23 protein-coding genes are annotated in these 25,490 nt (G+C 51.6%); 20 read left to right on the top strand and 3 right to left on the bottom strand.

All coding sequences use genetic code 11. The annotated features are described in order from the left end of the window. The first annotated feature begins 269 nt into the window (after window positions 1-269). Window positions 270-536 (top strand): DUF333 domain-containing protein, encoded by a 267-nt coding sequence (locus tag On2M_RS15915; RefSeq protein WP_151219313.1) that lies wholly within the window; start codon window positions 270-272, stop codon window positions 534-536. 13 nt (window positions 537-549) lie between these two features. On the opposite strand, the gene hslJ is transcribed toward On2M_RS15915, so the two are convergent. Then, window positions 550-969 carry a heat shock protein HslJ gene (gene hslJ, locus On2M_RS15910; protein WP_210905134.1) on the bottom strand — a complete coding sequence of 140 codons (420 nt, stop codon included), beginning with the start codon at window positions 967-969 and terminating at the stop codon, window positions 550-552. A 112-nt stretch (window positions 970-1,081) separates the two neighbouring features. After that, entirely contained in the window at window positions 1,082-2,071 is a 990-nt protein-coding gene (locus On2M_RS15905; protein ID WP_210905133.1) for a 2-hydroxyacid dehydrogenase, read from the bottom strand. A 690-nt stretch (window positions 2,072-2,761) separates the two neighbouring features. On the opposite strand from On2M_RS15905, the gene On2M_RS15900 reads away from it, so the two are divergent. The 10 genes from On2M_RS15900 (at window position 2,762) to On2M_RS15855 (ending at window position 11,911) form a co-directional block, all read left to right on the top strand. Further along, entirely contained in the window at window positions 2,762-5,401 is a 2,640-nt protein-coding gene (locus tag On2M_RS15900) for a YdbH family protein (RefSeq protein ID WP_151219309.1), read from the top strand. Continuing rightward, entirely contained in the window at window positions 5,398-5,589 is a 192-nt protein-coding gene (locus tag On2M_RS15895; RefSeq protein ID WP_003020350.1) for a YnbE family lipoprotein, read from the top strand. Before On2M_RS15900 ends, On2M_RS15895 begins: the two co-directional genes overlap by 4 nt. 7 nt (window positions 5,590-5,596) lie before the next feature. Continuing rightward, window positions 5,597-5,923 carry a YdbL family protein gene (locus On2M_RS15890; protein ID WP_210905132.1) on the top strand — a complete coding sequence of 109 codons (327 nt, stop codon included), beginning with the start codon at window positions 5,597-5,599 and terminating at the stop codon, window positions 5,921-5,923. Window positions 5,924-6,032: 109 nt separating this feature from the next. Beyond that, window positions 6,033-6,638, top strand: a complete 606-nt coding sequence (locus On2M_RS15885) for a CDP-alcohol phosphatidyltransferase family protein (RefSeq protein WP_210905131.1) — start codon at window positions 6,033-6,035, stop codon at window positions 6,636-6,638. Then, window positions 6,635-7,552, top strand: a complete 918-nt coding sequence (locus tag On2M_RS15880) for a phosphatidate cytidylyltransferase (RefSeq protein ID WP_187259612.1) — start codon at window positions 6,635-6,637, stop codon at window positions 7,550-7,552. The genes On2M_RS15885 and On2M_RS15880 overlap by 4 nt, the downstream gene beginning before the upstream one ends. Before the next feature lie 3 nt (window positions 7,553-7,555). Beyond that, window positions 7,556-8,197 carry a lysophospholipid acyltransferase family protein gene (locus tag On2M_RS15875; protein WP_151219306.1) on the top strand — a complete coding sequence of 214 codons (642 nt, stop codon included), beginning with the start codon at window positions 7,556-7,558 and terminating at the stop codon, window positions 8,195-8,197. Beyond that, window positions 8,190-9,950 (top strand): bifunctional alpha/beta hydrolase/class I SAM-dependent methyltransferase, encoded by a 1,761-nt coding sequence (locus On2M_RS15870; RefSeq protein ID WP_210905130.1) that lies wholly within the window; start codon window positions 8,190-8,192, stop codon window positions 9,948-9,950. Before On2M_RS15875 ends, On2M_RS15870 begins: the two co-directional genes overlap by 8 nt. Then, complete coding sequence (locus On2M_RS15865; protein WP_255588568.1) at window positions 9,940-11,244, top strand: phosphatase PAP2/dual specificity phosphatase family protein; 1,305 nt, start codon at window positions 9,940-9,942, stop codon at window positions 11,242-11,244. The genes On2M_RS15870 and On2M_RS15865 overlap by 11 nt, the downstream gene beginning before the upstream one ends. Beyond that, window positions 11,220-11,621, top strand: a complete 402-nt coding sequence (locus On2M_RS15860) for a hypothetical protein (RefSeq protein WP_210905128.1) — start codon at window positions 11,220-11,222, stop codon at window positions 11,619-11,621. The genes On2M_RS15865 and On2M_RS15860 overlap by 25 nt, the downstream gene beginning before the upstream one ends. 98 nt (window positions 11,622-11,719) lie before the next feature. Next, a complete protein-coding gene (locus On2M_RS15855) occupies window positions 11,720-11,911 on the top strand; it encodes a hypothetical protein (protein ID WP_151219303.1) in 192 nt (63 codons plus the stop codon). 44 nt (window positions 11,912-11,955) lie between these two features. Here the strand turns inward: On2M_RS15855 and azoR are convergent, their stop codons facing one another. Continuing rightward, a complete protein-coding gene (gene azoR, locus On2M_RS15850) occupies window positions 11,956-12,561 on the bottom strand; it encodes an FMN-dependent NADH-azoreductase (RefSeq protein WP_151219302.1) in 606 nt (201 codons plus the stop codon). A gap of 200 nt (window positions 12,562-12,761) precedes the next feature. Between azoR and hrpA the strand changes: the two genes are divergently transcribed. From hrpA to On2M_RS15805, 9 genes are all read left to right on the top strand, one after another. Further along, window positions 12,762-16,664: an ATP-dependent RNA helicase HrpA gene (gene hrpA, locus On2M_RS15845; protein WP_210905127.1), complete on the top strand. Its 3,903-nt coding sequence runs from the start codon at window positions 12,762-12,764 to the stop codon at window positions 16,662-16,664. Between the two features lie 79 nt (window positions 16,665-16,743). Continuing rightward, a complete protein-coding gene (locus On2M_RS15840) occupies window positions 16,744-17,541 on the top strand; it encodes a YdcF family protein (protein WP_187252375.1) in 798 nt (265 codons plus the stop codon). Window positions 17,542-17,741: 200 nt separating this feature from the next. Then, window positions 17,742-19,181 (top strand): aldehyde dehydrogenase, encoded by a 1,440-nt coding sequence (gene aldA, locus On2M_RS15835; RefSeq protein WP_210905126.1) that lies wholly within the window; start codon window positions 17,742-17,744, stop codon window positions 19,179-19,181. A gap of 147 nt (window positions 19,182-19,328) precedes the next feature. Then, window positions 19,329-19,859, top strand: a complete 531-nt coding sequence (cybB, locus tag On2M_RS15830) for a cytochrome b561 (protein WP_151219299.1) — start codon at window positions 19,329-19,331, stop codon at window positions 19,857-19,859. A 171-nt stretch (window positions 19,860-20,030) separates the two neighbouring features. Beyond that, the gene (locus tag On2M_RS15825; protein WP_005126708.1) at window positions 20,031-20,450 is read left to right on the top strand and encodes a translesion error-prone DNA polymerase V autoproteolytic subunit; all 420 of its coding nucleotides are present in this window, start codon (window positions 20,031-20,033) and stop codon (window positions 20,448-20,450) included. A 2-nt stretch (window positions 20,451-20,452) separates the two neighbouring features. Beyond that, complete coding sequence (locus On2M_RS15820; RefSeq protein WP_151219298.1) at window positions 20,453-21,721, top strand: Y-family DNA polymerase; 1,269 nt, start codon at window positions 20,453-20,455, stop codon at window positions 21,719-21,721. A gap of 445 nt (window positions 21,722-22,166) precedes the next feature. Further along, window positions 22,167-22,442: a metal/formaldehyde-sensitive transcriptional repressor gene (locus tag On2M_RS15815; protein ID WP_003833178.1), complete on the top strand. Its 276-nt coding sequence runs from the start codon at window positions 22,167-22,169 to the stop codon at window positions 22,440-22,442. Between the two features lie 32 nt (window positions 22,443-22,474). After that, the gene (locus tag On2M_RS15810) at window positions 22,475-23,593 is read left to right on the top strand and encodes an S-(hydroxymethyl)glutathione dehydrogenase/class III alcohol dehydrogenase (protein WP_151219296.1); all 1,119 of its coding nucleotides are present in this window, start codon (window positions 22,475-22,477) and stop codon (window positions 23,591-23,593) included. A gap of 169 nt (window positions 23,594-23,762) precedes the next feature. Then, window positions 23,763-25,451: a methyl-accepting chemotaxis protein gene (locus On2M_RS15805; RefSeq protein WP_151219295.1), complete on the top strand. Its 1,689-nt coding sequence runs from the start codon at window positions 23,763-23,765 to the stop codon at window positions 25,449-25,451. The last annotated feature ends 39 nt before the right edge of the window (window positions 25,452-25,490 follow it).

The raw sequence follows: 25,490 nt of genomic DNA, 5'->3' as shown, positions 1-25,490 counted from the left end.
CCCTTACATTGCGCAAAAAGAGGGACCCGCATAACCGCGGCGAATCCTGTAGTTATATCTTTCTATTTTAGCAAAAGCGCTAAAGACAGATTTTCGCTTTTGTGTCCTGGGAATAATCAGAATGAATGGTTTGATCAAAGGAGCAGCCAAAAAATTGCCAGAAAATGTAAACAACGCGCATAAATGCGCATTTTGCCTCTCGACGGCAGTGTTTCCGCTGCCTATTATTTATGGCTGTGTCGTTTGGTTAATATTCAGAGGGGAGTAAAATGCGCGCAGCGTTTTGGGTAGGGTGTGCCGCGTTATTATTATCGGCTTGTAGCAATGAACCTGTTCAACAGGCGACCGCCGCTCATGTCGCACCGGGAATGAAGGCCGCAATGTCCAGTTCTGGAGAGGCAAATTGCGCCATGATTGGAGGTTCGCTCTCCGTTGCACGCCAACTGGATGGTTCAGCCATCGGCATGTGTGCGTTACCCAACGGCAAACGCTGTAGTGAGCAGTCGCTTGCCGCCGGAAGCTGTGGCAACTATTAAGCCACCGCGTTTCCTACATTAAATCCGCAAGTTTATACGTCAGCGTTTGTTCCGCTGTCGCCAGCGTTAATTGGTCAGCTGTCAGATCGACCTGTGCGCCTTGCTTAAACATGTCGCTGACGATCCCGTCGAGCGCGTTAAGCTGTGGATCGGCGCACATCATGCGGGTCATTGCCATATCTTTGACCTTCAACTCGCCGTCGGACAGCTTGCCCTGACCGTGGAATTGATTACACATCTTTCCCGATACCGTCATGTTTTCGCCAAAACTTAATTCGGGTGGATTATTAGCGATGGTGACGGCTTTACCATTCACGCTCTGCAAAACGAAGCGGTGGTGCTGCAACTGTTCGCGATTGACGGAAACTTTTCCATTGCTCACACAGCCAGCCATCAGCATGCTGAGCGCAATCAACGTGACAACTTTCTTCATTGTATTTCTCTGGGTTTGTGACGGGGAAACATTCAATATAATAATGATACTGTGTGTTTTATCATCGGTGATTGTCTGAAAATGCTCCCCTGAAGCCAGGGGAGCACGGAAATCAGGAGAGGGCGTTTGGACAGGTTTCGCCTTTGGAGATTTGTGCCAGATTCTGTAGCGTAGTCTCAGAAATACTGGTTAGAGCTTCGGCTGTCAGGAACGCCTGATGCCCGGTGAACAGCACGTTATGACAGGCCGACAGGCGACGGAACACATCATCCTGAATCACGTCATTGGATTTATCTTCAAAGAACAGATCGCGTTCGTTTTCATACACGTCCATACCCAGAGACCCAATTTTCTGGTTTTTCAGCGCATCGATAGCGGCTTGCGAATCGATCAACGCCCCGCGACTGGTGTTGATAACCATCACGCCATTTTTCATTTGCTCAAAGGCTTCGTGATTGAGCAAATGATAATTCTCTGGCGTTAATGGACAGTGCAGGGAGATAACATCGGACGCCGCAAACAGCGTTTTCAGATCGACATATTCAACGCCTAACTCCAGCGCAGCAGCGCTTGGGTAGGGATCAAACGCCAGCAGGCGCATACCAAAACCTTTCAGGATCCGCAGGGCCGCAATACCGATTTTACCGGTACCGATCACCCCAGCCGTTTTGCCATACATGGTAAAACCGGTCAGCCCCTCAAGAGAGAAGTTGGCATCACGTGTGCGTTGATAGGCACGGTGAATACGGCGATTCAGCGTCATCATCATGCCAATCGCATGCTCAGCGACGGCTTCCGGTGAATAGGCTGGTACACGTACTACCTGCAGACCCAGCTCTTTTGCCGCGTCGAGATCGACGTTGTTGAACCCGGCACAACGCAGCGCGATATATTTCACGCCATGCTTTTTCAGCTCTTCCAAAACAGGGCGGCTGCCATCATCGTTGACGAAAATGCACACGGCTTCACAGCCATGGGCGGTTTTAGCTGTTTTTTCCGTCAGCAGAAAGTCAAAGAATTCAAGTTCAAAACCAAAAGTCTCGTTAACCTGCTGCAGATACTTCTTGTCGTACTGTTTTGTACTATAGATGGCGAGTTTCATAAGACTTTCTCCAGTGATTTTGACGTCACATTAATTCAATTAAAATTATTTTACAAAATATAAAAAATTATTGATAGTCATGGACGTAATGAATAATTCCAACGCATATCTGGTTAGTGTGGGCAGATTACGCGTTTTCAACAACTGGAGAATTTTCATCCAGCTCATGACGGTCAATACAACGTGGTTAAAAAGCCAGCCGAATCACATCCAGGCAGCTACGCTTATACAGGTAGCAAATATCGGGAGGAGTCATGTTAACTCACTCTGAAGCAAAACGATGGGCCACCTTAATGCTGAAGGCGGCATTATGTGATGGTATGAAACCTGACGAGATTTCCCGACAGGTACATCTGGTCTGCGATCATCACGGTAGGGAGTGCCTGGAAGAACTTATTGAGGAAATTCTGATCGAAGCGGGCCGTATAGGACCTAAACATAGCGATGGACAACTGAGGCCTCATTAAGTCCGAATCTTTATCTGTCAGACGGCACGTGTGACAGCGTGCCATATGAAATAATAGTCTATCTTATTGAATAATTATCAATTTCCTTAGCGATCCAAAAAGTCATAGATAATACATATGTCTCTTAGGCATCTATTCTTAATGTGGGCATATCCAGGTAAACATGCCACAATACTGGCCTAAACCGGCTTAAATTTTTGCTAAATCAGGATATTAACTACCCATGAAGGGTAAATATAAAGCCGTTCTGGCACTTCTCTTATTATTGATTCTCGTGCCGTTGACGCTGGTCATGACGCTTGGCCTGTGGGTTCCCACGCTGGTGGGCGTCTGGTTGCCTGTCGGCACGCGCATCGCGCTGGATGAGAGCCCACGGCTGACACGGCATGGGCTGCATATCCCGGAACTTCGCTATTTGGTCGATGATTGCCCACTAGCGCGTGTTACTCAGGCGGATCTTTCTCATCCCAGCCGCTGGTTGCTTAATGTCGGGACAATTGAGCTCGACTCGGCTTGCCTGGCCAAATTGCCGCAGGCTGAGCCTTCTCCGGTTGCGCCAAAAACGCTGGCAGAATGGCAATCGATGCTACCTAATACCTGGATTAACATCGACAACGTTATTCTTTCTCCCTGGCAGGAGTGGCAGGGGAAACTGTCTCTCTCGCTTACGCCTTCGACCCAGCAACTACGCTATCAGGGTGAAAAAGTTAAATTTCAGGGGCGTCTGCACGGGCAAAATCTCACGGTAAATGCGCTGGATATCGCAGCATTTGAAGGCCAGCCGCCGGTAAAACTGGTCGGTGAATTTACTATGCCGCTGGTTCCTGATGGACTACCGGTGAGCGGTCATGCGGTTGCTTCTCTGAGTTTGCCGCAGGAACCTTCGTTGGTTGACGTCGAACTGGAGTGGCAAGAAAACAGCGGGCAATTGATCGTCATGGCCCGCGATAATGCCGATCCGCTGCTCGATCTTCCGTGGGAAATAACCCGTCAGCAACTCACCATTAGCGACGGTCGCTGGAACTGGCCTTATCAAGGATTCCCGCTCAGTGGACGGTTGGGAATGAAAGTTGAAAACTGGCAGGCCGGGCTGGAAAATGCGATGGTGAGCGGGCGACTGAACATTCTGACGCAAGGCGATGCTGGTAAAGGAAACGCCGTATTAACTCTGGGACCGGGTAAGCTCGGTGTGGATAGTAGCGACATGCCGTTGCAGCTGATCGGCGAGGCGAAACAGGATGACCTGATCTTCTACGCCAAGTTACCTGCCAGACTCACCGGAAGCCTGAGCGATCCGCAGCTGGCTTTCGAGCCAGGAGCATTGCTGCGTTCGAGTGGACGTGTGATTGACTCGCTGGATATTGACGAAATTCGCTGGCCGCTGGCGGGCGTAAAAGTAACGCAACGCGGTGTGGATGGCCGTCTGCAGGCTATTTTGCGCGCGCATGAAAATCAGATGGGCGGTTTTGAGCTGCATCTGGATGGTCTGGCCAATGATTTTCTTCCTGACGCGGGGCGCTGGCAGTGGCGATACTGGGGCGAAGGCAGTTTTACGCCGATGCATGCCCGCTGGGATGTGGCGGGTAAAGGGGAATGGCATGACAACACCCTGAAGCTGTTTGATCTCTCCACCGGCTTTGACCATCTGCAATACGGCACCATGCAGGTGGAAAATCCGCGTCTGGTGATGGATGAGCCGATCGTGTGGGTACGAGATGCCAGCAAACCGACATTCAGTGGCGCGCTGTCGCTGGATGCAGGAAACACCACCTTCACTGGAGGAAGCGTATTACCGCCATCAACTCTGAAATTTAGCGTGGAAGGTACCGACCCGACAGTTTTCCAGTTCAAAGGCCAGCTTCACGCGGGGGCGATTGGACCCGTACAACTTAATGGCCGCTGGGACGGGATCCGCCTGCGCGGTCAGGCCTGGTGGCCAAAACAATCGCTCACCGTTTTCCAACCGCTCATCCCACCTGACTGGAAAATGAAGCTGCGCGAAGGTGAGCTGTATGCTCAGGTCGCATTTTCAGCGGCGCCGGAGCAGGGTTTTGAAGCGGGTGGTCATGGGGTATTAAAAGGCGGTAGCGCCTGGATGCCCGATAACCAAATCAATGGCGTCGATTTTGTGTTGCCGTTTCGATTTAGTGAAAGCGCGTGGCAACTTGGCACCCGTGGACCTATTTCACTGCGTATCGCGGAAGTGGTGAATCAGGTGACGGTGAAAAATATTGCCGCCGATCTGCAGGGGGCGTATCCCTGGAGTGAAGACAATCCGTTGCTGTTAAGCGATGTCAGCGCTGAACTGCTGGGGGGCAAAGTCATCATGCAACAACTGCGAATGCCGCAGCACGATCCGGCATTATTGCGGGTGCAGAATATATCCTCCAGCGAGCTTATCAGCGCGGTTAATCCCAAACAATTCGCCATGTCTGGCCCAGTCAGCGGCGCGTTGCCGTTATGGCTGGATAACGAAAAGTGGATCATCAAAGACGGCTGGCTGACCAACCCCGGCCCCATGACGCTGCGTATTGACAAGGACACGGCGGATGCCGTCGTCAAAGATAATATGACGGCGGGTGCGGCCATTAACTGGCTGCGTTATATGGAAATAAGCCATTCCTGGACGAAAATAAATCTGGATAACCTCGGTGTTTTAACTATGCAGGCAACGGTGACCGGCAACAGTCGGGTGGATGGCAAAGTGGGAACGGTTAATTTGAATTACACCCACGAGGAAAATGTCTTTACGCTATGGCGCAGTTTGCGTTTTGGCGACAATTTACAGGCATGGCTTGAACAAAATGCAGCGCTGCCGAAAAACCATTGCACGGAAGGCAAGGAATGTGAGGAGCAACAATGAAAACGATAGCTGCGATGCTGGGTTTGCTGGCGTCATCTCTGCTGGTCGGGTGCACACCCAGAATCGAAGTGGCTGCGCCAAAAGAACCGATCACGATTAATATGAACGTCAAAATCGAACACGAGATCCATATCAAAGTCGATAAAGACGTTGAGAGCTTGTTGAAATCGCGCAGCGATCTGTTCTGAGGTTACGATGAAAAAACAGCTTGCAGTGATCCTGGTGGCTCTGAGTTTACTCAGCGGCAATGTGTGGGCCTTAACTCTGAATGAAGCCAGAACTCAGGGGCGGGTTGGCGAAACGCTTAATGGTTATCTGGTGGCATTGAAAACCGATGCCGAAACGCTGGCGCTGGTGAGTGAAATTAATAAAGCGCGAAGCGCCAGCTATCAGCAACTGGCTGAAAGCAACAACATTCCGGCTGATGAAGTGGCGAAAATGGCCGGACAAAAGCTGGTTGCCCGCGCTAAACCGGGAGAGTACGTCCAGGGCATCAATGGTAAGTGGTTACGGAAAGAATAACCTGACTTGTTAGTAAAGTCTGATTTTGAGTTCAGTCGAAAAAACTATCAGGCAGGCGGGGAGTGATTAATCTACTATAGTCAAACAGACATATTATCAAGGAATGATGATGACGCTTTATCAGATCAAACCCGCCTTTCAAGCGCTGTTACGTCCATTGATGTTTTGGCTCCATAAGAAAGGCGTCACAGCAAATCACGTTACCCTCGCCGCGATGGCGCTTTCTATTGTGACCGGTGTCGTACTGGCGATTTTCTCCCAACCTGAATTTTTTGTTCTCCTGCCAATCGTATTGTTTATTCGAATGGCGCTTAATGCACTCGATGGCATGCTGGCACGTGAATGTCACCAACAATCACGCCTTGGGGCTATTCTGAACGAGAGTGGGGATATTCTGTCCGATCTGGCGCTTTATCTGCCGTTTATGCTGCTCCCAGACAGTAACGTAATACTGGTTATGGTGATGTTGTTCTCTGCAGTAATGACTGAGTTTTGCGGCGTCCTGGCACAAACGATTAATGGCGTTCGCAGCTATGCCGGGCCGTTGGGTAAAAGTGATCGAGCGCTGGTATTTGGCGCTTGGGGTCTGGCGTTGGTTCTGTGGCCGCAGCTTGTGCAATGGAACAATCTGGTGTGGGGCGTTGCTACGCTCCTGCTGCTATGGACGGTAATTAATCGCTGTAAAAGTGCATTACGCGAAGCGGAGGGGAAATGATGCTGCTGGAGAAGTCGCTCGCAGTCATTTTTGCATTGCTGCTGGTTGCAACGGCAGTGAATGGATTACTGGTGTGGCGACGACCGGACAAAGACTGGCGGGAACTGACGTTACGTATTCGTACCTGGTGGATCATCATCATCCTGTTTTCTCTGGCTATTTTAAGTCCACACTGGCTGGCACTGACCTTTTTTGCGTTGGTGAGCTTTATGGCGTTAAAGGAGTTTTTGACGCTGGCGCCGTCGCGTCAGACCGATCGCATGCCTCTGCTGTGGATGTTCATTGCTATTCCGATTAACTACTGGCTGATTGGCATCAATTGGTATGGCATGTTTGTGGTGTTTATCCCGGTCTACGCATTTTTATTCTTACCCGTGCGGATGGTCATTGCGGGCGATACCCAGGGTTTCTTGCGCTATGCTTCGCAGCATCACTGGAGCCTGATGACCACCGTTTTTGCCTTCAGTCATGTCGCTTTTTTACTGGTTCTGCCTGATGATGGCATGCAAACTGGCGCATTGCTGGTGCTGTTTCTGGTTGGCTTAACGGAATTCAACGATATTGCGCAGTATCTGTGGGGTAAATCGATTGGGCGCATCAAAATAACGCCCAGAGTCAGTCCTAATAAGACGCTGGCGGGATTGGTTGGCGGCGTAGCGACTACCACGCTGGTGGCGTCGCTGCTTGGGCCGTTGATGACACCACTAAGCATTCCGCTGTCGCTGTTAGCGGGTTTGATTATCGGCATCAGTGGTTTTTGTGGCGATGTGGTGATGTCGGCAATCAAGCGCGATATTGGCGTGAAGGATAGCGGAACATTGCTGCCAGGTCATGGCGGGATCCTTGATCGGCTGGATTCTCTGATCTTCACCGCGCCGGTATTTTTCCATTTCATTCGCTACTTTTGCTATTAACTTATGCTGAACTCAATTCTGAGAATGCTGTTTACGTTATGCATCGTCTGGCCGGTGATTTGGCTGTGGCTTGGGCTGCGTATCAGGCATAAAGAGCGTTTGCCCACACGAGGCCCGGCAATTATTGTCGCCAATCACAACAGCCATATGGATGTTTTTGCGTTGCTTTCGCTCTTTCCGCTGCGCCGTCAGTCGTCAGTTCATCCAGTGGCTGCCGCAGACTATTTTCTGCGTAATAAAGCAATGGCCTGGTTTGCGCTAAATATTCTCAACATTATTCCCATTTCGCGAAAGGGCGGAGAAATCAATCCGCTGGCGCAGTGTGAACAGGCATTACGCAACGGTAAGATCCTGATCCTCTTTCCTGAAGGTACGCGGGGCGAGCCAGGAATATTGTCGCCGTTGAAATCTGGATTGTGGCATCTCAGTCAGCGTGTGCCGGAGGTACCGATCATTCCCGTCTGGCTACGTGGCACTGAATCTGTCATGGCGAAAGGGAATCGCATACCGCTGCCGCTGTTTATAGACGTCAATATTGGCTGCACGTTGAATTTTCATGGTGATAAACACCTCTTCATGGATGAACTAAAGCAACAACTGTTGCTGTTGGAGCAACAAACTAAAGGAATGCATTCTCATGAGTAATATTCGAGTACCTGAGGAACAACAATTTGTAACCAGCGACAGCACCGAGCTGTTTTACCGTCACTGGCCGGCAACTGCGCCGGGTGCGACACCGAAAGTGATTGTCATGTTCCATCGCGGTCACGAACACTCCGGGCGACTGCAACATATCGTCGATGAGCTGGCGATGCCTGACACCGCATTCTATGCCTGGGATGCGCGCGGTCACGGCCACTCTCCGGGCCAGCGTGGCTACAGTCCTTCGCTGGCGCGTTCGGTGCAGGATGTTGAAGAGTTTGTGCGTTTTGCCGCCGCTGACAGTCATGCAGCAATGGAAGATGTGGTGGTGGTAGCTCAGAGCGTAGGCGCGGTATTGGCTGCGACCTGGGCTCACGACTATGCGCCCACCATTCGCGGGTTAGTGCTGGCGTCACCGGCGTTTAAAGTAAAATTGTATGTGCCGTTTGCGCGCCAGGGGTTGGCGTTAATGCACCGATTGCGCGGCCTGTTTTTTGTTAACTCTTATGTTAAGGGAAAATACCTGACGCACGATGCCGAGCGTGTGGCGAGCTTTAATCTTGATACTCAGATTACCCGGGCCATTGCGGTGAACATTCTGCTGGATCTCTACAAAACGGCAGAACGCATTGTCAGTGATGCCGCCGCCATTACGATGCCTGTGCAGTTGTTGGTATCCGGAGATGATTTTGTTGTGCATCGCCAGCCGCAAATTGATTTTTATCAGCGCTTGAGGAATCCGCTCAAAGAGCTGCACGTGTTGCCAGGGTTTTACCACGATACGTTGGGAGAAAAAGACCGGCATCTGGCGTTCGATAAAATGCGTGATTTTATCACCACGCTTTACGCTATGGCGCCACAGCGTTTTGATTATAGCAATGAAGATCGCTGGAGCCCTGGTGCTGATACCTGGCGGATGCTCAGCGGGGGACCCGCGCCGTATTCTCTCGACGACATTGCATACCGTGGCTTGCGCTATGGAATGAAGCTCCTGGGCACACAATCGACGGGCGTTCGTTTGGGATTCGAAACCGGTTTTGATTCCGGTAGCACGCTGGATTACGTCTACCGTAATCAGCCGCAGGGCAGCAGCGCGCTGGGACGTTTGATTGACAAAAACTACCTCAATAGCGTGGGCTGGAAAGGGATCCGTCAGCGTAAGATCCATCTGCAGATGCGGATCGGTCAGGCGGTCGCGCAACTGGCGGAGCAGGGCACGCCGGTACATGTAGTGGATATTGCTGCCGGACATGGACGATATGTGCTTGATGCATTGGAAGGTGAAAAGGCTGTACGTTCAATTTTACTGCGTGATTACAGCGAGCTGAACGTGATTAAGGGGCGCGAAATGATCGCCAGCAGAGGTATGACTGACATCGCGCGTTTTGAACAGGGCGATGCCTTCAACCGTGAACAACTGGCTGCGCTGGAACCTCGTCCCGGTTTGGGGATTGTATCCGGTTTGTACGAGCTCTTTCCTGAGAATTCGCTGGTTAAAAACTCTCTGGCCGGGCTGGCTGATGCGATAGCGCCTGGGGGCATATTGATTTACACCGGTCAGCCGTGGCATCCGCAGCTTAAAACGATTGCCTGGTCGCTGACCAGTCATAAAGATGGCAAAGCGTGGGTGATGCGCGTGCGTACGCAGGGCGAAATGGATGCGTTGGTCCGAGAAGCGGGCTTTGATAAGTGCACACAATTGATTGATGAGTGGGGTATTTTCACCGTTTCCATGGCGGTGCGTCGTGCTTCCTGAACAGCGTAAAGTCATGGTGCAGGCCGTGGGTTGGTTATTGCTGCTGGCACCTTTTTTTTTCCTTACGTACGGCCAGGTGAATGAGTTTACCGCCTGGCAGGACGCTCAGTATCAGAACGTTGGCAGTATCGTTTTCGGCTGGGAGTCTGCCATTCCGTTTATTCCGTGGACTATTCTCCCTTACTGGAGTCTGGATCTGTTTTACGGGTTATCCCTGTTTATTTGCACCACGCGTTTCGAACAGCGTCGGCTGGTGCTCAGGCTGGTACTGGCATCGGTGATTGCCTGCGCGGGGTTTTTACTGTTCCCGCTACAGTTTAGCTTTACCCGCCCCGAAGTGACGGGGGCTGCGGGGTGGTTATTTGCACAGCTTGAACAGTTCGATTTGCCCTATAACCAGTCGCCGTCGCTACATATCATTCTCTGTTGGCTACTGTGGCGGCATTTCAATCGCCACCTGACCGGCGGCTGGCGCAGACTGTGCGATGGCTGGTCTTTACTGATCGCGATATCGGTGCTGACCACCTGGCAGCACCATTTTATTGACGTTATCACCGGGCTGGCGGCAGGAATGCTGATTGACTGGCTGGTACCGGAACAGCGTCGCTGGCGCTGGTGTAAGCCGGATGCCGCGCGTCTGAGGCTGATGCGCCGGTACCTGTTGGGCTCGGCATTATGTTCTATTGCCGCAGTGTCGCTGACGGCATGGTTGTTATGGCCTGCACTGGCCCTCTTGATGGTCGGCTGTGGTTACGCTGGATTCGGCGCGGCCGTGATGGCTAAAAATTCGCAGGGCCGACTGCCTTGTACCGTTTACTGGCTGTCATTACCGTGGCGTGCAGGAATGTGGCTGTCAATGCGCTGGTTTACCCGCCATTTGCCCGCGGCATGTTCGGTAGCACATGGCGTCTATCTTGGTAGTTTTCCGCGCTTTGTGCCCGCGCAAAAAGCGGTGCTCGACGTGACTTTTGAGTTTTCGCGTGGGCGGGCGACGGCCTCGCGTATGTATCACTGTGTACCGATGCTGGATTTAGTGATCCCGGATGAAGCTGAACTTCAGCAGGCGGTAGGCACTCTGGAGACTCTGCGTGAGGCACAGGGCACGGTATTGGTTCACTGTGCGTTAGGACTGTCGCGCAGCGCAATGGTGATAGCGGCGTGGCTGTTACACTATGGTCATTCGACAACGGTAGAGCAGGCAGTAGCGCAGATTCGGACGAGTCGACCGCAAGTGGTACTGACTGATAAACATCTGGAGATGCTGCAACAGTGGCAACGGAAAGTGACAACGTAACAAATAGTGAAGCACTTCAGCATGGTTTGCTCCGACATACGCTGGCAAGCTGGCGGTTTATTCTGCTGTTTTCCCTCCCGCCGATGGTGTGGGTGCTGTTTGTTGCTCCATCAGGTGTACTGCGTGCCATCATAGCGTTGCTATGTGCTGTAGTCTGGTTTAGTTGTTGGCGACTGTGGCTCGATGAGCGTTATTTTTCGCTGATTAATACGCAAAACAATGAGCTGGCCGGAAGCGCGCTGTGTTTTATCTGGCGACGCGAACGGTTGAAAACGTTAACGCTGGCTGAACGCCAGTCTGGTGCGTTGCAGCAATGTCGAAAAACACTGTTTCTGGTTGTGGTTCTGTGGGCTGTCTGGTTGGCGCTATTGATGTAGCGTTCGTCAGGATTATTCATCGACATCGCAATAGTTGCCACACGGCATCAAACTGAGGCTGATATAGTTCAACACCGATCGCGTCGCGGAGTGACATCATGTGGCTTTTCAAGTGGTATGTCTGGAATCGTTGGGTATTCAAGCTGTTAAGCCGGGATGTCGCTGAACCGGAACAGTTTTTGCGCCATTGCTGGGAAGAGAATCTGGCAAAGTGCAGGGATTATGCAACCATCTGGCGTGATATTAACCGCATTCACGGCAAGCAGGTTCGAGTGCAGGTAAAGAAGTAACTACAGATGAAAACCCTCCCACCGCATGGTGAGAGGGTGAGTTATCAGGCAGTGACGACGCTGTCGATAGCGGCTTTCGCATCGGATTGTGCTTTGGATGCCACTTCCGGGCCATAAGCAATCCCTTCGGCGAACACGAAGTTCACATCGGTAATCCCGATGAAGCCGAGGAAAACTTTCAGATACGGAGCGATCAGATCGGTTGGGGTATCTTTATGAATACCGCCGCGACTGGAGAGGATCACCGCACGTTTGCCGGTCACCAGACCTTCCGGACCTTTCTCCGTATAACGGAAAGTCACGCCAGCACGGGCAATCAGGTCGAAATAGTTTTTCAGCTGCGTTGGTATGTTGAAGTTATACATCGGCGCGGCGATAACAATCACATCATGCGCTTTCAGTTCTGCAATCAGCTCATCGGACAGCGCGAGCGCTTCTTGCTGGCGTGGCGTCAGCGGCGTATCGCTCGGGCGCATCGCACCCACCAGTTCGCCATCCAGCACCGGAACAGGATTTGCAGCCAGGTCACGGACGGTGATTTGATCAGCGGAATGCTTTTCACGCCACTGCTCAACAAAATAATCAGACAACTGACCAGACTGAGAGTACCCTGCCAGAATACTGGATTTAAGAACTAATACCTTGCTCATGGGTGTTTCCTTTTATGTGTTTGAAGGGGGAGGCCCCGTTGCTTGTTGACACTTTATTCACAATCCTGTCGCAGTGATAGCGCAATATATCGAATTCTATGTTCGAAATTATTGAACAACACATGAAAAGCGCCGATGTGGTACTCTATACCTATCATCTACAAGAGATTTAACCCGGCAGAACACTGCCTTTTAACGCTATGACAGAACAACAAAAATTAACCTTCAACATGCTGCAGCAACAGCTGGACTCACTGATGCTGCGCGACAGACAGCGTTTTGCTCGCCGCCTCCACGGCGTGAAGAAGGTTAAAAATCCTGATGCACAACAGGCCATTTACCAGGAGATGGCAAAAGAGATCGCGCAGGCAGCAGGTAAAGTCGTGCTGCGCGAAGCGGCTCGTCCGAAGATTACCTATCCGGAAAACCTGCCTGTTAGTCAGAAAAAGCAGGATATTCTGGAAGCCATTCGCGACCATCAGGTGGTGATTGTTGCCGGGGAAACCGGCTCTGGTAAAACCACTCAGTTGCCGAAAATCTGTATGGAGCTGGGGCGCGGGGTGAAAGGGCTGATTGGCCACACCCAACCGCGTCGTCTGGCGGCGCGCACCGTGGCGAACCGCATTGCGGAAGAGTTGCAAACTGAGCCGGGCGGCTGTATCGGGTATAAAGTCCGTTTCAGCGATCATGTCAGTGACAACACCATGGTTAAGCTGATGACCGACGGTATCCTGCTGGCGGAAATCCAGCAGGATCGGCTGCTGATGCAGTACGACACCATCATCATCGATGAAGCACATGAACGCAGTCTGAATATCGATTTTCTGCTCGGCTATTTGAAAGAACTCCTTCCGCGCCGTCCGGATCTAAAAATTATTATCACTTCGGCGACCATCGACCCGGAGCGTTTTTCAACGCATTTCAATAACGCGCCGATTATCGAAGTCTCCGGTCGAACGTACCCGGTAGAAGTGCGTTATCGCCCGATTGTTGAAGATGCAGATGACACGGAACGTGACCAACTGCAGGCAATTTTTGATGCTGTAGATGAGTTAGGCCGTGAAAGCCAGGGCGATATTCTGATCTTCATGAGCGGCGAGCGCGAAATTCGCGATACTGCCGATGCGCTGAATAAGCTGGATTTGCGCCATACCGAAGTGCTACCGCTATATGCGCGTCTTTCCAACAGTGAGCAGAACCGCGTATTCCAGTCGCACAGCGGCCGCCGTATCGTGCTGGCGACCAACGTGGCGGAAACCTCGCTAACCGTGCCGGGGATCAAATATGTGATCGACCCGGGCACTGCGCGTATCAGCCGTTACAGCTACCGTACTAAAGTTCAGCGTTTGCCGATTGAGCCGGTATCGCAGGCTTCTGCCAACCAGCGTAAAGGCCGCTGCGGTCGTGTTTCGGAAGGGATCTGTATTCGTCTGTATTCCGAAGACGATTTCCTGTCACGCCCGGAGTTTACCGACCCGGAGATCCTGCGTACCAACCTGGCATCCGTTATTTTGCAGATGACTGCGCTGGGGCTGGGTGATATCGCGGCATTCCCGTTCGTTGAAGCACCGGATAAACGCAATATTCAGGACGGGGTACGCCTGCTCGAAGAGTTGGGGGCGATAACCACCGATGAACAGGCAACCGCGTATAAGTTAACGCCGTTGGGGCGTCAGCTGTCGCAACTGCCGGTCGACCCGCGTCTGGCGCGCATGGTGCTGGAAGCGCAAAAGCATGGCTGCGTACGTGAGGCGATGATCATTACCTCGGCGCTGTCGATTCAGGATCCGCGCGAGCGTCCAATGGATAAGCAGCAGGCTTCCGACGAGAAGCACAGCCGTTTCCACGACAAAGAGTCTGATTTCCTTGCGTTTGTAAACCTGTGGAACTATCTCGGCGAGCAGCAAAAAGCGCTGTCGTCAAACCAGTTCCGTCGCCAGTGCAAACTTGATTTTCTGAACTACCTGCGCGTGCGAGAGTGGCAGGATATCTACACGCAACTGCGCCAGGTAGTGAAAGAGTTGGGTATTCCGGTTAACAGCGAACCTGCTGAGTATCGGGAAGTTCACGTTGCGCTGTTGACCGGATTACTCTCACATATCGGGATGAAAGATGCCGATAAACAAGAATTTACCGGGGCGCGTAACGCACGCTTCTCGATCTTCCCTGGTTCTGGTTTGTTTAAAAAACCACCGAAATGGACGATGGTTGCCGAGCTGGTGGAAACCAGCCGCCTGTGGGGACGTATTGCCGCACGTATCGATCCCGAGTGGGTGGAGCCGGTTGCCCAGCATCTGATCAAACGTTCATACAGTGAACCTCACTGGGAACGCGCGCAGGGCGCAGTGATGGCGACAGAAAAGGTCACCGTTTACGGCTTACCGATTGTGGCCGCCCGTAAGGTGAACTACAGCCAGATTGATCCAGTGCTGTCGCGTGAACTGTTCATCCGCCATGCGTTGGTGGAAGGCGACTGGCAAACGCGCCATGCGTTTTTCCGTGACAATCTGAAGCTACGGGCTGAGGTGGAAGAGTTAGAGCACAAATCACGCCGTCGCGACATTCTGGTCGATGATGAGACGTTGTTTGAGTTTTACGACCAACGCATCAGCCATGATGTGGTCTCCGCTCGTCACTTTGACAGCTGGTGGAAAAAGGTCAGCCGTGAAACGCCCGATCTGCTCAACTTTGAAAAAAGTATGCTCATCAAAGAGGGTGCGGAAAAGATCAGTAAGCTGGATTACCCGAACTTCTGGCATCAGGGCAATCTCAAACTGCGCCTGAGTTATCAGTTCGAACCCGGAGCCGATGCGGACGGCGTGACCGTACATATTCCGTTGCCGCTGCTTAACCAGATCGAAGAGAGCGGTTTTGAATGGCAAATTCCGGGGCTGCGCCGCGAGCTGGTGATCGCCCTGATTAAATCGCTGCCGAAACCCGTTCGACGTAACTTCGTGCCTGCACCGAACTATGCGGAAGCGTTTTTAGCCCGAGTGACGCCGCTGGAATTGCCGTTACTGGACTCGTTGGAGCGTGAATTGCGCCGAATGACGGGCGTTACCGTTGACCGTGAAGACTGGCATTGGGATCAGGTGCCCGATCACCTAAAAATCACCTTCCGGGTAGTGGATGATAAGAACAAGAAGCTGCAGGAAGGGCGTTCGCTGCAGGATTTGAAAGATGCGCTAAAGGGTAAAGTTCAGGAAACATTGTCTGCGGTGGCAGATGACGGTATCGAGCAGAGCGGATTGCACATCTGGAGCTTCGGCCACCTTCCGGAAAGTTACGAGCAAAAACGCGGTAACTATAAGGTAAAAGCGTGGCCAGCGCTGGTAGATGAGCGTGACAGCGTTGCCATCAAACTGTTTGATAATCCGCTGGAGCAACAGCAGGCGATGTGGTGCGGTTTACGCCGCCTGTTGTTGTTGAATATTCCATCTCCAATCAAATATTTGCATGAGAAGCTGCCTAATAAAGCTAAGCTGGGGCTGTATTTTAACCCGTACGGTAAAGTGCTGGATTTGATTGACGACTGTATCTCCTGCGGTGTGGATCAACTGATTGACGCTAACGGCGGTCCGGTGTGGACCGAAGAGGGGTTTGCGGCACTGCATGAAAAAGTTCGGGCTGAACTGAACGATACGGTGGTGGATATTGCGAAGCAGGTCGAACAGATCCTGACTGCAGTGTTTAATATCAATAAACGTCTGAAAGGGCGCGTGGATATGACCATGGCGCTGGGACTTGCGGATATCAAATCACAGATGGGTGGGCTGGTGTACCGTGGGTTTGTTACTGGCAACGGTTTCAAACGTCTGGGCGATACGTTGCGTTATTTGCAGGCTATTGAAAAACGTCTGGAAAAGCTGGCTATCGATCCGCATCGCGATCGCGCACAGATGCTGAAAGTAGATAGCGTGCTGCAGACCTGGCAGCAGTGGTTCAATAAACTACCTCCCGCGCGGCGTGAAGATGATGATGTCAAAGAGATCCGCTGGATGATAGAAGAGCTGCGCGTCAGCTATTTTGCCCAGCAGCTTGGTACGCCGTATCCGATCTCCGATAAACGTATTCTGCAAGCGATGGAGCAGATTACGGGGTGACACGGTGCTGGACCTTAGGCCGGATAAGGCATAGTCGCCATCCGGCATCTGTACCCGGTAAAGAATAAACACCAGGAGTATGAGTATGAGTCAGTTTCCGATACTTTCCGCAGCCACCCTTGCGGCTATAAATACCGTAGGGCAATGGTTGGCGCAGAATGATTTTATGGAAAATGTCACCGTTCAGTCAGACTGCGTGATTCTGGCGGGCAACGCGGTTATTCCGACCATCGACGCTGCTTGTCGGATCGCGAAAGAACAACAGGTTCCCTTATTGATTAGCGGTGGCATCGGTCATTCTACGCGCTTTCTGTATGACGCGATTGCTCAGCATCCTCGCTATAACATCATTCGCACTACCGGACGCGCTGAAGCCGCGATCCTTGCCGATATCGCTCACCAGTTCTGGCTGATTCCGGGTGAGAAGATTTGGGTGGAAGACCAGTCAACAAACTGCGGTGAGAATGCCCGGTTTAGCTGTGCATTGTTGAATCAGGCGGCAGAAAACATTCATACCGTTATTGTGGTGCAGGATCCTACTATGCAACGTCGCACGATGGCGACGTTTGAGCGCGTAACCCGTGATGATCTGCATGCGCCGCGCTGGCTGAGTTTCCCTGGTTTCAGCCCCGAACTGGTCCAACAGCAAAACGGCGTGGATTTTGTACCCGCCGCAGAAGGCCTTTGGTCGGTGGATCGCTACCTGTCTCTCATTACCGGTGAGCTTCCGCGCCTGCGTGACGATGCCGATGGTTATGGGCCTTGCGGCCGCGATTTTATCGCCCATGTTGATATTCCTCAGAATATTGAGCAAGCCTGGCAGCAGTTGCGAAATGACACTGCGTTGACTGACTTACTGGAGAGCCGCTCTCTGTAACGCCTGCTGCCCGTTTGTCGGCGTTTTGCGGCAAACGGGCAGAAATCCCGACTGTTTTTTTCCCTTTATCATCACTTTACCAAACGCTTTTATGAAGCCGCTCACAGAACAGCGATGACAGCCATAATCTGACATGCATGATTGATATTAATTAACAATAGTTTCACTTGTTAAAAACAAATCAATCACAGGAGAACCGCATGTCAGTACCCGTACAACATCCTATGTATATCGATGGGCAGTTTGTGACCTGGCACGATGACGCCTGGATTGATGTCGTCAATCCGGCCACGGAAGAGGTAATCTCACGTATTCCCGATGGACGTGCCGAAGATGCGCGTAAAGCGATCGATGCCGCGCAGCGTGCTCAACCGCAATGGGAAGCCCTGCCTGCCATTGAACGGGCGAACTGGTTACGCAAAATTTCTGCGGGCATCCGCCAGCGAGCCGATGAAATCAGTGCGTTGATTGTGGCGGAAGGTGGAAAGATCCAGCAACTGGCTGAGGTTGAAGTCTCATTTACCGCCGACTATATCGATTACATGGCGGAATGGGCGCGTCGCTATGAAGGCGAGATCCTGCAAAGCGATCGTCCGGGCGAGAATATTCTGTTGTTTAAGCGCGCTCTGGGCGTGACCACGGGCATTCTGCCGTGGAACTTTCCGTTTTTCCTGATTGCCCGCAAGCTGGCTCCCGCATTGCTGACGGGGAATACCATTGTTATTAAACCGAGTGAATTCACACCGAATAACGCCATCGCCTTTGCCAAAATTGTTGATGATATCGGCTTGCCGCGCGGCGTATTTAATCTGGTGCTCGGACGCGGTGAAACGGTCGGTCAGGAGTTGGCTGGAAATCCGAAGGTAGCGATGGTGAGTATGACCGGCAGCGTCGGCGCGGGCGAGAAAATTATGGCCGCGGCGGCTAAAAACATCACTAAAGTTTGTCTGGAGCTGGGTGGCAAAGCGCCTGCAATAGTAATGGATGATGCTGACCTTGAACTGGCCGTGAAGGCGATTGTTGATTCGCGAGTGATCAATACCGGACAGGTATGCAACTGTGCAGAGCGTGTGTACGTGCAGAAAGGCATCTATGACCAGTTCGTCAATCGTCTGGGTGAGGCGATGAAAGCTGTGCAGTTTGGCAATCCGGCGGAGCGCAATGACATTGCAATGGGACCGCTGATTAACGCTGCTGCGCTGGCGCGTGTTGAGCAGAAAGTTGCACGCGCGGTGCAGGAAGGAGCCAGAGTGGTGTTGGGCGGTAAAGCCGTTGCCGGCAAAGGTTATTACTATCCGCCGACGTTACTGTTAGACGTGCGCCAGGAGATGGCGATTATGCACGAGGAGACGTTTGGTCCGGTGCTGCCGGTGGTGGCGTTTAATACGCTGGAAGAAGCGCTGACGATGGCCAATGACAGTGACTATGGTCTGACTTCATCGATTTACACGCAAAACCTGAACACGGCGATGAAGGCGATTAAAGGGCTGAAGTTTGGCGAAACCTACATTAATCGTGAAAACTTCGAGGCGATGCAGGGGTTCCACGCGGGCTGGCGCAAGTCAGGGATTGGCGGGGCAGACGGTAAACATGGTCTGAGTGAATATCTGCAAACGCAGGTGGTCTATCTGCAGTCCTGAGTTTTACTCTACACCTGGCGGTGCATCCGCGCCAATAGCTGTTTTGAGGTTAAACGCAACTGACTGAAAATAGGTGAACAAAACTTAATGAATTTTTAACAAAAGCCCGTTATGTTGACGCATTATTGTTTTTATTCAGGAAATGTTATGGGGAATAAGTATTCTGGCCTGCAAATTGGTATTCACTGGCTGGTCTTTTTGTTGGTCATTGTGGCCTACAGCGCCATGGAGTTTCGCGGATTTTTCCCGCGCAGCTATCGCCCCGTGTTCAATATGGTGCACGTCTCCTGCGGTATCACCATTTTAACGCTGATGGTGGCGCGCTTGCTGGTCAGGCTCAAATATCCAGCACCGCCGATTGTGCCAAAACCGAAGCCGATGATGACCGGGATGGCGCATCTCGGGCATCTGGTTATCTATCTGTTGTTTATTGTGCTGCCGATTATTGGCCTGGTAATGATGTACAACCGGGGTAACCCGTGGATTGCATTTGGCATCGTTATGCCACATGCAGCAGAGGCCAACTTTGATGTAGTGGATATGCTGAAGTCCTGGCACGTGACGCTGGCCAACCTGGGCTATTTTGTCATTGCTCTGCATGCCGCAGCGGCCCTGATGCACCACTATTTCTGGAAGGACAATACGTTGTTGCGCATGATGCCGCGAAAACGCTCCTGAGGTAATGCCCCACAAATGTGGGGCATTTTTTTAGCCAATTATTTTTCCAGACATCATAAAAGCTTATCGACAAGATGGTTAAACAACGCTCAATTCGCCACTCTTGTCACTTGATCGCTGTCCTTATTAAAACCACTGTATATAAACACAGTTAATGAGAGGCAGATTATTATGTTGTTTTTCCAGCCTGCGGAACGCCGCGAAATTAAACACTTTCCGCTATTTAGCGATCTTGTACCCTGTGGTTTTCCATCTCCGGCACAGGACTACGTTGAGAAGCGTATCGACCTTAATGACCTGCTGGTACGGCATCCCAGCGCAACCTATTTTGTTAAATCATCTGGCGACTCCATGAGGGGAGCGGGGATCGGCGAGGGCGATTTGCTGATTGTCGACAGCGCCAGAAAGCCTGCCCATGGAGATATCGTTATTGCCGCTATTGAGGGTGAATTCACCGTTAAACGTCTGCAATTACACCCAGTTATCATGCTGAAGCCAGAGAACAGCGCCTACGCGCCGATCATGATTAGCAGCGAGGACACGCTGGATATATTTGGCGTGGTGACATTTATCGTTAAAGCCGCGGGCTGATTATGTTTGCTCTGGTGGATGTTAATTCATTTTATGCCAGCTGTGAGTCGGCATTCCGGCCCGATCTGAAAGGCAAACCCGTTGTCGTTCTTTCAAATAATGATGGCTGTGTCATTGCCAGTAGTGCGGAAGCAAAAGCGCTTGGCGTTAATATGGGCGCACCGTATTTCAAACAGAAAGATCTGTTCAGGCGTTATGGCGTGTTCTGTTTTAGTTCGAACTACGAATTGTATGCGGATATGAGCAGCAGGGTGATGTCGATTCTGGAGGAGTTGTCGCCGCGTGTGGAGATGTACAGTATTGATGAAGCCTTTTGCGATTTAACGGGGGTGCGAAACTGCCGGGATCTTACGAATTTTGGTCGGGAAATCAGAGCTACCATTTTACAGAAAACACGTCTCACGGTTGGGGTTGGCATCGCCCAGACCAAAACGCTGGCCAAACTGGCGAATCATGCAGCCAAAAAGTGGCAGGAGCAAACCGGCGGAGTCGTGGATCTCTCAAATATTGAACGTCAGCGTAAACTAATGGCCGCACTTCCGGTTGATGAAGTCTGGGGTGTCGGGCGCCGTATCAGCAAGAGACTGGATGCCATGGGCATTAAAACGGTTCTCGATCTGGCGAATACCGACATTCGCTTCATTCGTAAACATTTCAATGTCGTACTTGAGCGAACCGTTCGGGAATTGCGCGGTGAACCTTGTCTGGCGCTGGAAGAGTTTGCGCCGGATAAGCAGGAAATTATCTGCTCAAGATCGTTTGGTGAAAAACTCACGGATTACAACGCGATGAGAGAGGCAATTTGCACCTATGCTTCACGCGCTGCGGAAAAGCTGCGCAGAGAGCACCAGTATTGCCGGTTTATCTCTACGTTTATCAAAACCAGTCCGTTTGTTCTGAATGAACCTTATTACGGAAACAGCGCGTCGATAAAACTGCTGACGCCAACTCAGGATAGTCGGGATATTATTGCAGCGGCAACGCGCAGCCTGGATGCCATCTGGCGAGCGGGGCTGCGTTACCAAAAAGCGGGCGTTATGTTGGGGGATTTTTTTAGCTCTGGCGTTGCGCAGCTGAATCTTTTTGACGACAACTGCCCACGGCGTAACAGCGATAAACTGATGGATGTACTGGATACGCTTAATGCTAAAAAAGGGAAAGGAACGCTCTACTTTGCCGGACAAGGGATACAGCAACCGTGGGCGATGAAGCGAGACATGCTTTCACCGCGTTATACCACGAGATACAGCGATTTGTTGCGGGTTAGGTAGTAGCGTTGCACATTTCTCTATATTACTCATATAGTATTTTCCGTATAAAAAATGAGTAAATAATAATGCAGATCATTGCTACTACATAAAATGGCCACAATAAAGATGTTCTGAGCGTATCGATTAAATCAAATTCGAGGTCATGTATTTTGTCCCCGCGGATTAACAGCGTGAACATGACGACAAATCCCACGGCGTATATTATAAAATAATGATAAAAATTCATAATTATTCTAGTTATTGGATAATGAATCCATTTTACGTGTTATATCCATATAATTATAGTTAGTATTACAGAACAATTATCTTCGTGCCGACCATTCAAAATGCTCATCAATCCTGCAAAACGGGATTATCTTCATTGGTGAATAGTAAATAAACCTAATTTGTTACAAATAGATTAAAAACAGTGATACTATAGGGGGGTATAGGATTTGGAGGGCGTATGCCGCATTCACCTGAAGATAAAAAACGCATTCTCACCCGTGTACGCCGTATTCGCGGTCAGGTTGATGCACTTGAGCGCGCGCTGGAATCTGGCGAACCGTGTCTGGCGATCCTGCAACAAATTGCCGCCGTACGCGGTGCATCCAATGGCCTGATGGGCGAAATGGTTGAGATTCACCTGAAAGATGAACTGGTCAGTGGGGAGACAACGCCAGACCAACGAGCTGTGCGCATGGCTGAGATCGGCCATCTTCTGCGTGCTTATCTAAAATAACACCATCACCTTGCAATAATGGGAAGAGACAAATGAAATCACGTGCAGCAGTTGCATTTGGCCCCGGCCAACCGTTAAAAATTGTCGAAATCGACGTTGCACCGCCAAAGAAAGGTGAAGTGCTGGTTAAAATTACCCACACCGGCGTGTGCCATACTGACGCTTTTACGCTCTCAGGTGACGATCCGGAAGGTGTGTTCCCGGCGGTACTGGGTCATGAAGGCGGCGGCATTGTGGTTGAAGTGGGGGAAGGCGTCACCAGCCTGAAACCGGGCGATCATGTGATCCCGCTGTACACCGCAGAATGTGGCGAGTGCAAGTTCTGTAAATCGGGTAAAACTAACTTGTGTCAGGCCGTGCGGGCGACACAGGGCAAAGGTCTGATGCCGGATGGCACAACGCGCTTCTCGTATAATGGCGAGCCGATTTATCACTATATGGGCACCAGTACCTTCAGCGAATACACCGTTTGCGCAGAGATCTCGCTGGCGAAGGTTAACCCGCAGGCTCCGCTGGATAAAGTGTGTCTGCTGGGGTGTGGCGTGACCACCGGTATCGGAGCGGTCCATAACACCGCGAAAGTGAAGGAAGGCGATACCGTAGCCGTATTTGGTCTGGGCGGTATTGGCCTGGCAGTGATTCAGGGCGCGGTGCAGGCAAAAGCCGGGCGTATTCTGGCCGTTGATACCAATCCGGAGAAATTCAAACTGGCTGGTGAAATGGGGGCGACCGATTTCATCAACCCGAACGATTACGATAAACCGATTCAGGACGTGATTGTCGAACTTACCGACGGTGGCGTGGACTTTAGCTTTGAGTGCATCGGCAACGTTAACGTGATGCGTGCAGCACTGGAGTGCTGTCATAAAGGGTGGGGCGAAAGCATCATTATTGGCGTGGCGGGTGCTGGTCAGGAGATCAAAACACGTCCATTCCAGTTAGTGACCGGGCGCGTGTGGCGCGGTTCCGCGTTTGGCGGCGTGAAGGGGCGCACTCAGCTTCCTGGCATGGTCGAAGAAGCGATGAGTGGGAAAATTCAGTTGGATCCCTTTATTACCCATCGTTTACCGCTGGAGCAGATTAACGAAGCGTTCGATTTAATGCATCAGGGTAAATCCATCCGTACAGTTATCCATTTTGGTGATAACTGATTCATGGGCCAGCGGATTTGACCGCTGGCACTTTCCTGAATTTTTTAGAATTATGTTGTGAAAGTGTGACGAATCCGGCGCTTTTCACGGTAAGTAAACCTCCCGGATTGCCGATGACTATCTAACGGGCGTGTTTTCACGCATAAACCCTACAAGAGAGTCGACGGTCATGGACAACACTACATCGATGCAAGCCCAGTATAAACTGGGCTTTCTGCATCAAATCCGGCTGGTTCCGCTGTTTTCCTCCATTCTCGGTGGCATCCTTCTGTTGTTCGCCTTAAGTTCGGGGCTGGCAAGTTATTTTCTTATGCAGGCCGATCGCGATCAGCGCGATGTAACCGATGAGATTCAGGTTCGGATGGGGTTATCTAACAGCTCTAACCACTTACGCACCGCGCGTATCAACATGATCCATGCTGGTGCGGCGAGCCGTATTGCTGAAATGGATGACATGAAGGCCAATATTGCCGAGGCAGAAAAACGTATTAAGCAATCGCAGGACGGTTTCAATACCTATATGGCGCGTGCAGTGAAAACCACTGCCGGTGAAGCGTTAGACGCTGAACTGAGTGCCAGTTTCAAAGCCTATATCGACGGCTTACAACCTATGCTGAAGTACGCTAAAAACGGCATGTTCGAAGCGATCATCAACCATGAAAATGAACAGGCCAGACCGCTGGACTCTGCTTACAATAAGGTGTTGTTAAAAGCGATCGACATTCGTACCGCCAGGGCGAATCAGTTAAGCGAACAGGCACACCAACGTACACAGCTTGGCATGGCCTTTATGCTGGGCGCATTCGTTCTTGCACTAGCGCTGACCGTGATGACGTTCATCGTTCTGCGCCGTACCGTCATTCATCCTCTGTTGCGCGCGGCACAGCGCATTGAGCAAATTTCAGTAGGGGATCTGACGATGCAGGAGGAACCGACCGGGCGCAGCGAAATTGGCCGCCTGAGCCGCCATCTGCAAACTATGCAACGGTCGCTGGCGAAGACAGTGGGCACGGTTCGTCAGGGCGCGGAAGAAATTTATCGCGGTACCAGTGAGATTTCGGCAGGGAACACCGATTTGTCTTCCCGTACCGAGCAACAGGCCGCGGCGATTGAGCAAACAGCAGCCAGCATGGAAGAGTTGACGGCCACGGTGAAGCAAAATGCCGACAACGCGCATCATGCGAGCAAGTTGGCGGAAGATGCTTCCGGCAAGGCCAGCCGGGGCGGGCAGATGGTTTCTGGCGTGGTTAAAACCATGGGAAATATCTCAACGAGTTCGAAGAAAATTTCTGAAATTACCGCCGTTATTAACAGCATTGCCTTCCAGACTAATATCCTGGCGCTGAACGCAGCGGTAGAAGCGGCGCGGGCAGGAGAGCAGGGGCGAGGGTTTGCCGTCGTAGCCAGTGAGGTGCGTACGTTGGCAAGCCGCAGCGCCCAGGCGGCAAAAGAGATTGAAGGGTTGATTAGCGAGTCAGTCCGGCTGATTGACCAGGGGTCCGGAGAAGTGGTCGCAGCAGGCAATACGATGACGGATATTGTCGATGCGGTAAAACGCGTGACCGACATTATGCTGGAAATTGCAGCGGCCTCCGATGAACAAAGCCGGGGCATCGTCCAGGTGAGTCAGGCTATTTCAGAGATGGATAAGGTCACGCAGCAAAACGCCTCGCTGGTTGAAGAAGCATCCGCCGCTGCAGCATCTCTTGAAGAACAGGCAGCACGCTTAACGGAAGCCGTCGGCACATTCCGTTTAACCGGGACAAGCGCAATTAAACGCGCTCAGGTGGCGCCTACGCCGGGTCATTCACGTCCGCAGGCGGCAACGGCCAACGGCGATAACTGGGAAACGTTTTAAGCATCAATAAAGGGACCAGATGGTCCCTTTATTTTTGGC

The sequence above is a fragment of the Citrobacter sp. On2M genome (genome assembly GCF_018035235.1).
Lineage (GTDB): Bacteria > Pseudomonadota > Gammaproteobacteria > Enterobacterales > Enterobacteriaceae > Citrobacter > Citrobacter meridianamericanus.
This window is presented reverse-complemented; position numbering and strand designations above follow the sequence as displayed.

Excerpts from the sequence above, each read along its gene's own strand:
- On2M_RS15915 (WP_151219313.1), top strand. The coding sequence starts at position 270 with ATGCGCGCAGCGTTTTGGGTAGGGTGTGCCGCGTTATTATTATCGGCT.
- On2M_RS15870 (WP_210905130.1), top strand. The coding sequence starts at position 8,190 with ATGAGTAATATTCGAGTACCTGAGGAACAACAATTTGTAACCAGCGAC.
- On2M_RS15905 (WP_210905133.1), bottom strand. The coding sequence starts at position 2,071 with ATGAAACTCGCCATCTATAGTACAAAACAGTACGACAAGAAGTATCTG.
- On2M_RS15810 (WP_151219296.1), top strand. The coding sequence starts at position 22,475 with ATGAAATCACGTGCAGCAGTTGCATTTGGCCCCGGCCAACCGTTAAAA.
- On2M_RS15820 (WP_151219298.1), top strand. The coding sequence starts at position 20,453 with ATGTTTGCTCTGGTGGATGTTAATTCATTTTATGCCAGCTGTGAGTCG.
- azoR (WP_151219302.1), bottom strand. The coding sequence starts at position 12,561 with ATGAGCAAGGTATTAGTTCTTAAATCCAGTATTCTGGCAGGGTACTCT.
- hrpA (WP_210905127.1), top strand. The coding sequence starts at position 12,762 with ATGACAGAACAACAAAAATTAACCTTCAACATGCTGCAGCAACAGCTG.
- On2M_RS15885 (WP_210905131.1), top strand. The coding sequence starts at position 6,033 with ATGACGCTTTATCAGATCAAACCCGCCTTTCAAGCGCTGTTACGTCCA.
- On2M_RS15840 (WP_187252375.1), top strand. The coding sequence starts at position 16,744 with ATGAGTATGAGTCAGTTTCCGATACTTTCCGCAGCCACCCTTGCGGCT.
- On2M_RS15855 (WP_151219303.1), top strand. The coding sequence starts at position 11,720 with ATGTGGCTTTTCAAGTGGTATGTCTGGAATCGTTGGGTATTCAAGCTG.
- On2M_RS15880 (WP_187259612.1), top strand. The coding sequence starts at position 6,635 with ATGATGCTGCTGGAGAAGTCGCTCGCAGTCATTTTTGCATTGCTGCTG.
- On2M_RS15895 (WP_003020350.1), top strand. The coding sequence starts at position 5,398 with ATGAAAACGATAGCTGCGATGCTGGGTTTGCTGGCGTCATCTCTGCTG.
- On2M_RS15825 (WP_005126708.1), top strand. The coding sequence starts at position 20,031 with ATGTTGTTTTTCCAGCCTGCGGAACGCCGCGAAATTAAACACTTTCCG.
- On2M_RS15900 (WP_151219309.1), top strand. The coding sequence starts at position 2,762 with ATGAAGGGTAAATATAAAGCCGTTCTGGCACTTCTCTTATTATTGATT.
- On2M_RS15815 (WP_003833178.1), top strand. The coding sequence starts at position 22,167 with ATGCCGCATTCACCTGAAGATAAAAAACGCATTCTCACCCGTGTACGC.
- aldA (WP_210905126.1), top strand. The coding sequence starts at position 17,742 with ATGTCAGTACCCGTACAACATCCTATGTATATCGATGGGCAGTTTGTG.
- hslJ (WP_210905134.1), bottom strand. The coding sequence starts at position 969 with ATGAAGAAAGTTGTCACGTTGATTGCGCTCAGCATGCTGATGGCTGGC.
- On2M_RS15875 (WP_151219306.1), top strand. The coding sequence starts at position 7,556 with ATGCTGAACTCAATTCTGAGAATGCTGTTTACGTTATGCATCGTCTGG.
- cybB (WP_151219299.1), top strand. The coding sequence starts at position 19,329 with ATGGGGAATAAGTATTCTGGCCTGCAAATTGGTATTCACTGGCTGGTC.
- On2M_RS15890 (WP_210905132.1), top strand. The coding sequence starts at position 5,597 with ATGAAAAAACAGCTTGCAGTGATCCTGGTGGCTCTGAGTTTACTCAGC.
- On2M_RS15805 (WP_151219295.1), top strand. The coding sequence starts at position 23,763 with ATGGACAACACTACATCGATGCAAGCCCAGTATAAACTGGGCTTTCTG.